Genomic DNA, 12,341 nt, shown 5'->3' with positions numbered 1-12,341 from the left:
AAGGACGCGACATGGACAGACTGCAAGCCGCGATCGCCCGCGCCCGCACCGCGCGCGAAGCCCTGCTCGCCGGGCAGGCCGAGATGACGGATCCTCCCGCGGCTTCGTCCGAAGCGCCCCCGGTCGACGAGCCGAACACTACCCCCGAAACGACCCCGAAGGATCCGTGGGATGCGCTGGAGCACTTCACGCCGGATGCGGCGGCGCTGACCCGGCACCGTATCGTCACGCGCGAGAGCGGCGCGAAGAGCGCGCCCTTCGACGTGCTGCGAACCCGCGCGCTGCAGCAGATGTCGGCGCAGGGCTGGTCGCGCCTCGCCGTCACGTCGCCCGGTCCGGGCTGTGGCAAGTCGACGGTGACGATGAACCTTGCCTTCTCGCTGGCCCGGCAACCCGACATCCGGACCATCGTCATCGACCTCGACCTGCGCCGCCCGATGCTGGCGACGCTTCTGGGCTGCGACGCGGGCCACGAGGTCACCTCGGTCATCCGCGGGAAGGCCGAAGCCGGGACGCAGATGCTGCGCGTCGCCGACAACCTCGCCTTCGCCACGACGGCTACGCCGGTGCACGACCCGGCCGAGCTTCTGCAGGGGCGGCGGATGGACCGGATGCTGACGCGGATCGAGGAGATCTATGCGCCCGACGTCATCCTCTTCGACCTGCCGCCGGTGATGATCAGCGACGATGCGATCGCCTTCCTTCCGAATGCGGATTGCGCGCTGATGATCGCCGCCGCCGAGCAGAGCACGCTGGGCCAGGTCGATACCTGCGAGAAGGAACTGGCCGCGCAGACGAGTGTGCTGGGCGTCGTGCTCAACAAGTGTAGCCACCCGGGCGAGGCGCAGCGGTACGGCTATGGCTACGGGTACGACAGCTACGGCAGCTGACGCAGCATCCAGACCATCCGCGCCGTCCTGAGCCGGAAGAGCGTCGCCACGGCGCGCAGCTTCTCCCCGGCGGAAAGATCGGCGCACAGCACCCTCGGCGTGTGTACGACCGCCGAGAGCGGCATGGCGAGCGCGCGCAGGATCCAGCGGGCGCGGCTCTTGCCGTGCGCCGCATGGAGCAGTCGCGCCTCCTCGACCAGGCGTTGCCACTTGCGGGCAAGCGCCGGCCAGTCGTTGCGCGACGGATGCCCGACCCGCAGATCGCCCCGGAAGCTGACCGGGTGACCGGCCTGCGCCGCGCGGTGGCCCCAGTCCTTGTCCTCCGACATGCCGCCCCGGAAGGGGCCCACCGCCTCGAAGATCGCCCGCGAGACGACGAGGTTGCCCGTCCCCGAGAAACCGTCGCGTTTGATATAGGCCTCGTTGTCGAAGGCGAAGACGGCTTCGAAAGCCTGTGCGCCCGAGAGCGGACGTGGCGTCTCGTGGAAGACCTCGACCGTGCCCCCGACCGGCCCGTCGCCGCAGGTCAGCGCCACGCGCACCCAGTCGGGGGCGGGCAGGCAGTCGGAATCGATGAAGAAGAGAAGCGGCGCGTCGGTCTCGGCCACGCCGCGATTGCGGGCGGCGGCGGCCCCGGCCTCGGGCTCGCGCAGAAGCCGGGCCGTACCCGTCTCGACCGGATCGCGGGAGCCGTTGTCCACCACGACGACCTCGACGCCCTCGGGCACCTCGAGCGCGGCGAGGCAGCGAGCAAGACGGAGCTGATCGTCCTTGTGCGGGATGATGACGACGGCACGCGCGCTCATGTCCGCGCCAGCACGCCGCGCAGCGCGTCCTCGTAGCGGCGCAGGCGCATCCGCCCCCGGTCGAGCGCGGAGGCCATTTCGCGCGCGACTTCGGCCCGGCCCTCCCAGGCGGACGCCGCCGCCGCGAGGATCGTATCGGCGTCCTGCCGGCGGCAATCGACCGTTCGCTCGTAGCCGAGCGACCCGAAGAGGCCCGCGAACTTCCGGCTGTAGGCCATCGGCACCACCGGCACGCCGGTCGAGAAGGCCGCGATGCAGGCGTGCATCCGCGCACCCATGAAAAAATCCATCGCCGAAATATATCCCTTGGCCTCCGGCGGCGAGGCGAAGGCCGGGGCGAGCACCGTGCCTGGGTGTGCCTCCGCCAGCGCGGCGCAGGCACGATAATCGTCCTCTCCCGTCATCGGTCCCTCGGGCACGATCACATGGGGGATCAGGTGAACCTCTGCCCCCTGCCCCCGGAAATAGGCGATGAGCGCGTCGATGAGCGCCGGATAGTCGAGCTCGATCCCGAACTCGTTGCGGCCCGTATAGCCGCCGGCCATCAGCAGACCCGAGACGTTCAGGCCAACCTTTAGGCCAGACCCGAGATCGGGGGCCGGATCGGCCGGCATCCTGAGCGCGACGTCTGACGCAAGGATCGGCTCCTCCCGGACGCCGAGGTCGTGCATGTGATCGCGCGACGGCGCATCCCGCACCGCGACCAGCGCGCAGCGGTTCAGGTGCATCCGCGCGCCGATGCGGGACGACCGGCGTGTGAAGGGGCCGACCGTCTGCGGCGCGAAGACATAGGGCTTGCGCGCCAGATGGGCGAGCGCCTTGAGCGCGAACATCAGCCGCAGTCGGCGCGTGCCGTAGATGTCCGCGAAACTGTCGCCTCCGCCGATGTCGACGACCACGTCGGTCTTCTTCAGCTCCGCCCAATAACCCGCGCGCGACTTGATCCACTTGCCCGAAAGCGGGACGATGCGGATGTCGTCCCCGGTGATGTAGGGTTCCCGCGAATCCGGGTAATCGGCCAGCGTGATCTCGAGCCGCCGGCCAAGCGCCGCCGCCACATCCCGCAGGATCGCGACCTGCGCCACGCTGAGCGCCCCCACGCCGAGGTTGTGTGACCGGGTGGAGTGCAGAAGCAGAAGCGTCCTGAGCGGGCGGCTCATCGGCGCAGGGCCCGTTTCAGCGTGCCCATGAAGTTGCGGATGTTGCGGACGGGTCCGTTCTGCCGCCCGACCGCCCGCAGGTTCAGGCCCCGATACGCGGGGACCGGACGCCCGAGCAGACGCAGCGCAAGAAGCCGCGCGCGCAGGCCCCGGCGGCGGTCGCGCTGCCCGGGCTGGATACGCATCAGTTGCGCCATGTCGAACGTCTCGAGGTAGATACGCCCCGCCCTCTCAGCGCCGCGTGCGATCTGTTCGCCCAGGACCGTCCGCGCGAGAACAAGGCTGCGACCGGCTTCCTCCTCGAAGAGGGGATAGCCTGCGTCGTCCACCTCCCAAGCGTCGGCACAGACGATATCGGCCGCCATGCCGGTTCCGTCGGCGCAGATCTTGCAACGGTGCTGGACGTGCCGCGACAGAACCTGTCCCCAGCTGTCGCGGTAGCTCATCGAGCGCTCGGAGCCGTCGGTCAGCGTCGCCGTCGCGCGCCCGGGCCAGCCGTTGCCGCGATAGCGGAAGCGGGCAAGATCGTCGGACGACACGCCGAGCGCCGCAAGAAGCGCCGCGCCGCCCTGCGCGGAAGGCACCCCGCCACAGAAGAACGACAGGATCACGGGGATCGCCCGTGCCACCTTCGGGTCACGCGCGCGGATCGCGGCCAGCGCGGCCGCATCGCAGGGCTTGCCGACGAAGGCCATGCGCCGTCCGTCGGCCAGAATGTCAGGCAACGCCTCCAGCGGAGACGAGGGCGCATAGCGCGAACCGGCCGTCACCGGAAAGCATGCCGGATCGTCCGTCACGACGGTACGGTTCGCCATCGGGTCGGCGGGATCGGCGGCGTTCTGGACGATCGCCTGCACCACGCCGCTGCGCAGAAGGTGGGTCAGCACGCCCGTCAACGCCCCGCCCGAAGCACCGCGGAACCTCTGATCGGCATCGGCGGACCAGCCCGTCCAGGCCCTGCGGTACGGCCCCCACATCGGATCGTCGGTGCGGCCGGCGGCCTCGACGGTGAGCGACAGCCCCGGACAGGTCGCCGCGATCGTCGCCTCCGCCCCGACCGGCAGGGGGCCGACCTGTACCGGCCGCGGAAAGCCGGCCGTGCTCCTCCGCATCGCGATCGCATCCGGGAAAAGCCCCGCGCAGCCGCCGCAGCCCGTGCAGAGGTCACCGCGCGATACGCGCTTCAGCAGGTCGGACGTGCCGGCGGCATCGCCCGAAAGGGGGGGTCTGATTGTCTTCAACGTCTGCTCTGCCCGCCGCGTTGTGCCTTCTTTTGGGCCTGCGGCTTGACCGCAACATTGCAAGAGCCGCAAAACCGCGCAAGGTTTTTCGCCCCTCGGAGCCACCGGAATGTTGCGCGCCGCCCTTCTCTTGCTGTCCGGCAACATGGCCGCGTCGGGCCTTCTGTTCGCGCGCAACCTGGCGGTCGCGGCGCTGATCCCGGTCGCGGACTACGGTATCGCGGCGACCTTCGCGCTGGCCATGGCGGCGGTGGAGATGGCGTCGTCCTTCGGCCTGCAACAGCAGATCGTGCAGGCCCGCGACGGGGACGACCCCCGTCTGCAGGACGCCCTGACGGGATTTCAGCTTCTGCGTGGTGTGCTGGCCTCGGCGGTGCTCCTGGCGCTCGCGGACCCGATCGCGGCCTTCTTCACCATCCCCGAAGTGGCCTGGGCCTACCGTCTCCTTGCGCTCGTGCCGCTGCTCAACGCACTCCGGCACTTCGACATCCACCGCTTCAACCGCGACGATCGCTTCGGCCCGCTCGTGATGACGAACACGGTGCCTGCGCTGGCCTCCTTCCTCGCGATCTGGCCGCTCGCGCTCTGGCTCGGGGACTGGCGCGTGATGCTCGCGGCCCTTCTCCTCCATGCTGCGCTGAGCACGGCCCTCTCGCATGTCGTGGCCGAGCGGCGCTGGCGGCCCGTCGTCGACCGGGCGCTCTGGGCGCGGACCCTGCGGTTCGGCTGGCCGATCCTGCTCAACGCGCTCGTCCTCTTCACCGTGTTCCAGGTCGACAAGATGGCGGTCGGCCGGATCCTCGGCCTCGCGCCGCTCGGGGTCTTCGCGCTCGCGGTCACGCTGACCCTGACGCCGGCGCTCGTGATGGCGAACACGATCCAGACCGCGGCCTTACCGCGCCTATCGAGGCTTCCGGCGGCGGACCTCGAACGCCCGGCCGCACGGACGCTGACGCTCTGTCTCGCCGTCGGCCTCGCGCTGGCACTCGCGGGCACCGTCGGCGGATGGCTCGCCGCGCCCTGGCTTGCCGCGACGGGCTATGCGGGGCTTGCGCCGCTTCTCGGGCCGATGGCCGTAGTGCAGGGACTGCGCGTCGCGAAGACCGGGACCAACGTCGTGGCGCTGTCGCAGGGGATGACGGCGAACGCGATCCTGTCGAACCTGCCGCGCGTCGCCGCGCTCGGCCTCGGGATCTGGGTGCTTCTGGACGGTGCGGACCTTCTGGCGCTCGTCTGGCTCGGGGCGGCGGGCGAGGCCCTGGGTCTCGGCATCTCCGCCCTTCTCGTGACGGTGCGGGCCGGGGTGCGCTGGCCGCTCGGGCCGCTGATCCTCGGGGCGGTGGGCTTCGGTTGTACCGTCCTTGCGGTAGTCGGTATCCCGATGCTGCTTGTCGTGGCCCTGTTGGCGCTCGGGATGCTTGTCTGGTGGCAGGTCGGCGCCCGGTTCGGCCACGCCGGAGCGACGTAAGCGGGACACAATCGGGCCAAACTGTTGCCGTTTGTGCAATTTATTCGTTCTGCGAAACTCCGTCGACGCGCTAGCGTCGCGGGAAACGCCCCCGTCAGAGGGGCAAGGAGCAGATCGGCTACGGCCGGACCGGAGCAGGCGATGCGCATGCAAACGATCTTCCGCGCCCCCCTCGCGGCGGTGATGGCCCTTGCGCTGTCGGCCGCGCTCTGGGACGCATCACCCGCCACCGCCGAGACGACATGGGCGGACCCGGCGACGCTCGAGACCGCGCTCGAGACGTTGCAACCGGGCGATACGCTGGCCCTGCGCCCGGGACGCTATCCGCGCCTGCATCTGACGCGAGGCGGAGCGATCGCGCGCCCCGTGACCCTTCGTGCCGCGGATGCGGAGAACCCACCGGTCTTCCCCGGGCTGATCCTGCGGGGGGCGGACCATGTCGTCCTCGATGGTCTCGCCTTCCATCTGCCGGGCGGCACAGAAGTCGACCGCCGCTTTGCCCGCGTCGAGGATGCGCAGGACGTGACCCTGCGTCGCCTTCGGTTTCTCGGCGCGCGGCGACCTGACGACACCGGCGTACCCCGCCCCTGGGGGTTCGGCCTGAGTGTGACCGACGGCACCGACATCGAGATCCTCGACAGCGAGTTCAGCGGTTTCGCGCGTGGTCTCGTCGCGAGCGGGGTCGAGCGGCTGACGGTGGCGCGCAACCTGCTGCACGGGATGCGTGTCGACGGCATGAATTTCGCCGAGGTCGGCGACGTGCTGATCGAGGACAACGAAATCCGTGACTTCGACCGCGTGGAAGGAGCCGGCGATCACCCCGACATGATCCAGTTCTGGACCCGCGGGACGGAGCGGCCGAGCACCGGAATCACGATCCGTCGCAACGTGCTGAATTCCGGCACGGGCTCCTTCACGCAGTCGATCTTCATGCGCAATGAGCTGATCGATACCCATCAGGCGGGCGAAGACATGTTCTACCGCGACGTTGTCATCGAGGAGAACGTCATCCTGAACGCGCATCTGCACGGGATCACCGTCGGCGCGACGCTGGGCCTGACGATCCGGCGCAACACGGTGGCGCGCAACGCGAGTTCCGACGGCCCCTACGACAATCGCAACCTCTGGACGCCGCGGATCAACGTCGCTTCGGTGTCGCGCGACGTCCTGATCCTCGGAAACGTCGTGCACGGTCTTCCCGAACCCGGCTGGGACGGCAGCTGGACGATGGTGGGCAACCAGATCGTACAGGATCGCATTCCCGGCCAGAGGGATCACTACGATCAGGTGTTCTTCGGCGTATCACCGGAGACGCCGGCGATGCTGGCCGACTTCGCCGCCCGGCCGGGCGGATTGCTCGACGGACGGGAGATCGGCGCGCCGCGCCTCGTGGCCATTTCGGCGGAACTCGACAAGGGGGCACCGGCCGCACTGCCTGACCCGGGCGCACGGGACATGCGCGGTGTCATCCGCCTCGATCCCGCGCAGGGTGCCATTCTCTCCGATGGCGGCGCTGGCTCCGCACCGTTCGAACGCGACATCGGCGGGCCGACGATCATCATGGGCGATACGATCGAACCGCTCGTCCTCACGCGGGAAATGACGGCACCGCTCTTCGATGCCTCGCGGTTCGCGATCCGGATGCGGCTGCGGGCGAGGGGCGATTTCCGCACCGCGGGAGAGATCCTGCGGCTGCACCAGTCTCTCATGCTGCGCTCGACCGGGCGGGGGGCTTTCGAGATCGACGTCCGCAGCGCGGAAGGCGGACGCACGATCCTCAAGTCCCGGCCGACCCGGCTCTACAGGGACGACGAACCGCTCGAACTGATCGTGGCCTACGACGGGCCGGTGGGCATGGTCTCGATTCTCATCAACGGCGAGACGGTCGGTCGTAAACCCTTCACGGGCACGCTCCGCCCGGTGCAGAGCTGGGGCCTCTCCTTCGGCAACCCCTTCGGAACGAAACTGAGTTTCGACGGGGTGATCGAGGAGTTCGAGGTCCGCACAGACCCCGGTGACCTGAGCGATGTCTTCTCGATCATCGACACGAGCTTCGTCCGGTGAGCGCCACCCGGACCGATATGCCAGCGGCCCTGCCCAGATCCAACGGGACGGGAGCGAAGACCACGGAGGACCGGCTGTCCTTCCTCGTCGTCCTCTATCTGATCTGTGTCGTGCTGCCGATCACGGTGCATCTCGGTTCGGTCGTGCTGACGACGCTGCGGATGCTCCTCCTCGTGGTGAGCGTGCCGATGCTCGTCAGCCTCCTTCTCGGACGCTACGGTCGCACCATCCCGACCGACTGGCTGTTTCTCGGACATGCGCTGTGGCTGACGGCGGCGCTTGCGCTCAACAACCCCGACCGGGTCGTGCAGCAGGCCCCTTCCGTGGGCGTGGAGTTCCTCGGCGGCTACGTCGTTGCCCGCGCCTGTATCCGTAGCCGGGCGCAATTCGTGGCGATGTGCCGCGTGCTGATGCTGATCGTGCTCGCGCTGGTGCCCTTCGCGCTGCTGGAGACGCAAACCGGCGCGCCGGCGCTTCTCAAGGCGATCCGGGCGTTGCCCGGCGTCACCTCCGTGGAACTCGTCTATGCGGACAAGCGACTGGGCCTCGAGCGTGTGCAGTCAGTCTTCGCGCATCCCATCCATCACGGTCTCTTCTGCTCGGTCGTCTTCTCGCTCGTGTCGGTCGGTCTCTGGGGGCAGATGGCGCGCACGAAGCACATTCTGCTCTCGGGCATCCTCGCCCTGATGACCTTCCTCGCCCTGTCCTCCGGCGCGTTGCTCGCGCTTGCACTCCAGTTCGGGCTGATCGCATGGTCGCTTCTCTTCCGCCGGGTCGAAGCCCGCTGGCGCATCCTCGTGGCGACATTCGTTGCGCTCTGGATCCTCGTCGACATCCTGTCGAACCGCGGGCCGATCCAGGTCTTCATGTCCTACGCCACCTTCTCGGCGCACACCGCGTACTGGCGCTCGATCATCTTCGAATGGGGCGTGATGAACGTCTTCGGCAGCGCCGAGCACGGTATCCCCTCCGCCTTCTTCTTCGGCATCGGCCTCAACGAATGGATCCGCCCGGCCTACATGCACTCGGGCTCGATGGACAACTTCTGGCTCGTGATGGCGGTGCGCTACGGATTCCCCGGGTTCCTCCTGATCGCGCTCGGCTTCGCGGTTCAGGTCACGAAGCTGATGCGCCTCCGCCTTGCGCCGGGGCATCCGTCTCTGATGCTGCGCCGGGCCTGCGTTTTCACCTTCCTCGGCCTGTCGTTCACGCTGGCCACCGTTCACGTCTGGAGCAACATCTTCTCCTTCGTGATCTTCTTCATCGGGGCCACCGCCTGGATGGTGCAGCCCGGCGCGATGGAGGAGGACACCCCCGCGCCGTCCGAACCGGGCGGCCGCCGGGTGCCAAGCTACAGCCGGTTCGCCCCACGCGGGGGACGGGCCCCCGCGCCCTATCGGAGAGCTCCACAATGACCGACCTGCCCCGCCTCGGCGTCGTCGTCGTCACCCATCGGTCGGCCGACGTCGTGGGCGACTGCCTCGACAGCCTCTTGGCCGCGGAAGGCGTGGCGCTTTCGATCGTGGTCGTCGACAACGCCTCTCCGGACGACACGGACGCCGTCGTCACCGCACGCAGGGCAACCGCGCCCCATGCCCTGATCTGGCACCCGACCGGCACCAACGGCGGGTTCGCGGCGGGTGTGAACGTAGGCCTCGACATCCTTCTGCAGGATCCGGAGATCGAGCGGTTCTGGGTTCTGAACCCCGACGCGGTGGTCCCGCCGGGCACCGCCCGCGCCTTCGCCACCCATGCCGAGGGACGGGACTTCGCGATGATCGGTGGCCGGGTCGTCTACGCCGATCCGCCCCACGCCATTCAGATCGACGGTGGCGTGATCGACTGGAAGACCGGCAAGACGCTGAACCTCAACCAGGGCAAGCCGTCGACGACCCGGCCGCCCGATCCGGATGCCATGGATTTCGTCACGGGCGCGAGCCTCGTCGCGAGCCGCCTGTTCCTCACGCGGGCCGGGAAGATGGAGGAAGGCTATTTTCTCTACTACGAGGAGGTCGACTGGGCGCTGCGCGCGCGCGATCTGCCGATCCTGCATTGCGCGGAGGCCGTGGTGCATCACCAGGCCGGCACGTCGATCGGGTCGGGCAAGCCAGGACGCCATGCCTCGCCCTTCTCGGAGTGGTTCAAGCATCGCGCGCGGATGAAGTTCGTCCGCCGGCACCGGCGCGTCAGCTACTACGGCGCCGTGGCCTTCACGCTCGGCAAGGCGCTCCAGTCGGCGCTGCGGCGCGACCTGCCCGCGGCAGAGGCCATCCTGCGCGGCGGGCTCGGGCTGTCGCCGCCGCGCGCCGTAACGCGCCAGATGGCGGAGAGCGGCATCCGGCTCTGACGACCGTCAGGTCAGCGCCAGATCGACCGGGGCGCAGCCATCGACCGTGCCATGCAGCACGTCGCCCGAGCGCACGGGCCCGACGCCGGCCGGCGTGCCCGTCATCACGACATCCCCCGGCCCGAGGCGATAGAACCGCGACAGATGCGCGACGATCGCCGCGCAATCGTGGATCATCTCGCCCAGCGTCGCAGACTGCCGGGCCTCGCCGTTGACCGTGAGTGCGATGCGCTGGTCCGCGACCCTGCCGAAATCCGCGACCGGCGTAAGCGCACCGAGGACGGCGGCCCCTTCCACGTCCTTGCCGAGATCCCAGGGCCGGCGCATTTCCTTCGCCGCGGCCTGAAGGTCGCGTCGGGTCATGTCGAGCCCGCAGCCGTAACCGAAGATCGCCGCTTCCGCCGCCGCGCGGTCTGCCCCGAACGCCTCGTTACCCATAGCCAAGACGAACTCCATCTCGTGGTGGTAGTCGGCCGTGCCCGGCGGATAGGGCAGACGCGCCCCGCTCCGAGCGACGTGGAAGGGCGACTTCGTGAAGTAGAACGGTGCCTCCCGATCGACCTCGTTGCCCATCTCGGCGGCATGGGCGGCATAATTGCGGCCCACGCAAAAGACGCGCGCGACCGGGTAGAGGTCGGATCTGCCCGCGATGGGCAGACGCGGCAACGCCGGGGCGGGAAAGAGGTCGGCCATGGGGATCTCCGTCTGACAAGCTGGACACAGTAGACGCGACCGGTGCGACGGCGGCAATTGCCCCCTTGGTCGCCCCGGGGCATGAAGGTCGGGGGAGGAGTGCGGGGATGACGACCTGTCCTGATTGCGGCGGCTTCGGCGTGCGTCCGCGGCGCGAGGCCTGTACCGGCTGCGCCGGCCGCGGCAAGAGCGTGGCGGCCGAGACCTGCGACGTCTGCAGCGGCGCTGGCTGGACGCAGACGCGCGTGGCTTGCGGACAGTGCGGCGGCAAGGGCGATGTTCCGGCACCCAAGGCCCCGCGCGAACGTCGCCGCCGCCCGGCTCCGACAGGCCTGCGGCTCTACGATTCCTCGGCATGGATGCTCGGTTGGGTCGAGCGCCTGCCGCGTTGGGTGGTCTGGTCGGTCGCCGTCGTCTCGGGCGCGGGCTGTGCGATCTGGGCCACGCGGCAGCCGGATATGCTGAACGGTGTCGTCATCCTCGTGGGGTTCTCCGGTCTCTTCCTGCCGGTGTTGGCCTACGGCGCGCTGCGCTACGTGCTCGGCCTCGGACAGAAGATGATCGTCGGCGCGCTGCAACTCGCCGTGGGCCTCTTCGTCTTCTACGTCGCGGCGGTCGCGCTCGGCCTCGTCACGCCCTAGGACGGGGCGTACTCGTCCTGGTACCAGTCGACGAAGGCCCGCACACCGGTCTCGATGTCCGTGCGCGGCAGCGGCGCGCCGAGCAGATCGGTCAGAAGCGTCGTATCGGCCCAGGTGGCGGGCACGTCGCCAGGTTGCATCTCCATCAGGTTCCGGATCGCGGGGCGATCCGTGGCTGCCTCGATCGCCGCGATGAAACGGCCGAGTTCAACCGGCTCTCCATTGCCGATGTTGACGATGCGGTGGGGGGCGACGGGCGACAGGCTGTCGGCCGCGCTCACCGGCGCGTCCCCCGGCGGCACGTCGATCAACGCGGCGAGCCCCGCGACGAGGTCGCTCACGTAGGTGAAGTCCCGACGCATGTTGCCGTGATTGTAGACGTCGATCGGCTCGCCGGCGAGGATCGCGCGAGTGAACTTGAAGAGCGCCATGTCCGGCCTGCCCCATGGCCCGTAGACCGTGAAGAAGCGGAACATCGTCGTCGGCAGGCCGTAGAGGTGGGCATAGCTGTGCGCCAGGGCCTCCGTCGCCTTCTTGGTCGCGGCGTAGAAGGACATCTGGGCATCGGTCTTCATCGTCTCGCGGTAGGGCATCTCCGTGCCGGCACCGTAGGCCGAGGAGGTCGAGGCGATCAGGAGGTGAGCGGGCGGATGTGCGCGCGCGCCCTCGAGCACCTCATGGGTGCCGACGAGATTGGCCCGAACGTAATCGCGCGGTGCGTCGATGGAGTGGCGGACGCCGGCCTGCGCGGCCAGATGGATGACGGCGTCGGGCCGATGCGCGGCCATCAGCTCGGTCATGTGGCCGGGTGTCGAAACGTCCCCGATGACCGGCGTGAACGCGTCCGAGGCCGCAAGCCGCGCGTGGCGACGGCGCTTCAGGTCGGGGTCGTAGTAGTCCGACAGGTTGTCGAGACCGACGACGCGCCAGCCGTCCTCCAGGAGACGGGCGGAGAGATGGTAGCCGATGAATCCGGCCGATCCGGTGACGAGTGCGCATTTCATGCTGCTCTCGTGCGGGACGCGGTCGGC

The 12,341-nt window shown here is 69.1% G+C and carries 11 protein-coding genes; 6 read left to right on the top strand and 5 right to left on the bottom strand.

The window, feature by feature from the left end:
• Nucleotides 1-11 precede the first annotated feature (11 nt).
• Nucleotides 12-890, top strand: a complete 879-nt coding sequence (locus tag HSX43_RS00420) for a CpsD/CapB family tyrosine-protein kinase (RefSeq protein ID WP_179378114.1) — start codon at nt 12-14, stop codon at nt 888-890.
• Here the strand turns inward: HSX43_RS00420 and HSX43_RS00415 are convergent.
• Genes HSX43_RS00415 through HSX43_RS00405 form a run of 3 tightly spaced genes read right to left on the bottom strand, consistent with a single transcriptional unit; the run spans nt 878 to nt 4,097 of the window.
• The gene (locus HSX43_RS00415; protein WP_179378113.1) at nt 878-1,696 is read right to left on the bottom strand and encodes a glycosyltransferase family 2 protein; all 819 of its coding nucleotides are present in this window, start codon (nt 1,694-1,696) and stop codon (nt 878-880) included. The genes HSX43_RS00420 and HSX43_RS00415 overlap by 13 nt on opposite strands.
• Complete coding sequence (locus HSX43_RS00410) at nt 1,693-2,856, bottom strand: polysaccharide pyruvyl transferase family protein (protein WP_179378112.1); 1,164 nt, start codon at nt 2,854-2,856, stop codon at nt 1,693-1,695. The genes HSX43_RS00415 and HSX43_RS00410 overlap by 4 nt, the downstream gene beginning before the upstream one ends.
• A complete protein-coding gene (locus HSX43_RS00405) occupies nt 2,853-4,097 on the bottom strand; it encodes a Coenzyme F420 hydrogenase/dehydrogenase, beta subunit C-terminal domain (protein WP_235962430.1) in 1,245 nt (414 codons plus the stop codon). Before HSX43_RS00405 ends, HSX43_RS00410 begins: the two co-directional genes overlap by 4 nt.
• A gap of 109 nt (nt 4,098-4,206) precedes the next feature.
• On the opposite strand from HSX43_RS00405, the gene HSX43_RS00400 reads away from it, so the two are divergent.
• The 4 genes from HSX43_RS00400 (at nt 4,207) to HSX43_RS00385 (ending at nt 9,976) form a co-directional block, all read left to right on the top strand.
• Complete coding sequence (locus HSX43_RS00400; protein WP_179378110.1) at nt 4,207-5,565, top strand: oligosaccharide flippase family protein; 1,359 nt, start codon at nt 4,207-4,209, stop codon at nt 5,563-5,565.
• Between the two features lie 147 nt (nt 5,566-5,712).
• Nucleotides 5,713-7,629 (top strand): right-handed parallel beta-helix repeat-containing protein, encoded by a 1,917-nt coding sequence (locus tag HSX43_RS00395; RefSeq protein WP_179378109.1) that lies wholly within the window; start codon nt 5,713-5,715, stop codon nt 7,627-7,629.
• Entirely contained in the window at nt 7,626-9,044 is a 1,419-nt protein-coding gene (locus HSX43_RS00390; RefSeq protein ID WP_179378108.1) for an O-antigen ligase family protein, read from the top strand. The genes HSX43_RS00395 and HSX43_RS00390 overlap by 4 nt, the downstream gene beginning before the upstream one ends.
• Nucleotides 9,041-9,976 (top strand): glycosyltransferase family 2 protein, encoded by a 936-nt coding sequence (locus HSX43_RS00385; RefSeq protein WP_179378107.1) that lies wholly within the window; start codon nt 9,041-9,043, stop codon nt 9,974-9,976. Before HSX43_RS00390 ends, HSX43_RS00385 begins: the two co-directional genes overlap by 4 nt.
• A gap of 6 nt (nt 9,977-9,982) precedes the next feature.
• On the opposite strand, the gene HSX43_RS00380 is transcribed toward HSX43_RS00385, so the two are convergent.
• The gene (locus HSX43_RS00380) at nt 9,983-10,669 is read right to left on the bottom strand and encodes a fumarylacetoacetate hydrolase family protein (protein ID WP_179378106.1); all 687 of its coding nucleotides are present in this window, start codon (nt 10,667-10,669) and stop codon (nt 9,983-9,985) included.
• 107 nt (nt 10,670-10,776) lie between these two features.
• Here HSX43_RS00380 and HSX43_RS00375 point away from each other — a divergent pair, with 107 nt between their 5' ends.
• A complete protein-coding gene (locus HSX43_RS00375; RefSeq protein WP_179378105.1) occupies nt 10,777-11,310 on the top strand; it encodes a hypothetical protein in 534 nt (177 codons plus the stop codon).
• On the opposite strand, the gene HSX43_RS00370 is transcribed toward HSX43_RS00375, so the two are convergent.
• The gene (locus HSX43_RS00370; protein WP_179378104.1) at nt 11,307-12,314 is read right to left on the bottom strand and encodes an NAD-dependent epimerase/dehydratase family protein; all 1,008 of its coding nucleotides are present in this window, start codon (nt 12,312-12,314) and stop codon (nt 11,307-11,309) included. The genes HSX43_RS00375 and HSX43_RS00370 overlap by 4 nt on opposite strands.
• Nucleotides 12,315-12,341: the final 27 nt, after the last annotated feature.

Source organism: Jannaschia marina (assembly GCF_013404595.1).
GTDB lineage: Bacteria > Pseudomonadota > Alphaproteobacteria > Rhodobacterales > Rhodobacteraceae > Jannaschia > Jannaschia marina.
The sequence above is the reverse complement of the archived record's forward strand: the minus strand, read 5'-3'. Positions and strand labels throughout refer to the sequence as shown.

Coding starts and splice junctions, on each gene's coding strand:
- HSX43_RS00420 (WP_179378114.1), top strand. CDS start 12: ATGGACAGACTGCAAGCCGCGATCGCCCGCGCCCGCACCGCGCGCGAA.
- HSX43_RS00415 (WP_179378113.1), bottom strand. CDS start 1,696: ATGAGCGCGCGTGCCGTCGTCATCATCCCGCACAAGGACGATCAGCTC.
- HSX43_RS00410 (WP_179378112.1), bottom strand. CDS start 2,856: ATGAGCCGCCCGCTCAGGACGCTTCTGCTTCTGCACTCCACCCGGTCA.
- HSX43_RS00400 (WP_179378110.1), top strand. CDS start 4,207: ATGTTGCGCGCCGCCCTTCTCTTGCTGTCCGGCAACATGGCCGCGTCG.
- HSX43_RS00395 (WP_179378109.1), top strand. CDS start 5,713: ATGCAAACGATCTTCCGCGCCCCCCTCGCGGCGGTGATGGCCCTTGCG.
- HSX43_RS00385 (WP_179378107.1), top strand. CDS start 9,041: ATGACCGACCTGCCCCGCCTCGGCGTCGTCGTCGTCACCCATCGGTCG.
- HSX43_RS00380 (WP_179378106.1), bottom strand. CDS start 10,669: ATGGCCGACCTCTTTCCCGCCCCGGCGTTGCCGCGTCTGCCCATCGCG.
- HSX43_RS00375 (WP_179378105.1), top strand. CDS start 10,777: ATGACGACCTGTCCTGATTGCGGCGGCTTCGGCGTGCGTCCGCGGCGC.
- HSX43_RS00370 (WP_179378104.1), bottom strand. CDS start 12,314: ATGAAATGCGCACTCGTCACCGGATCGGCCGGATTCATCGGCTACCAT.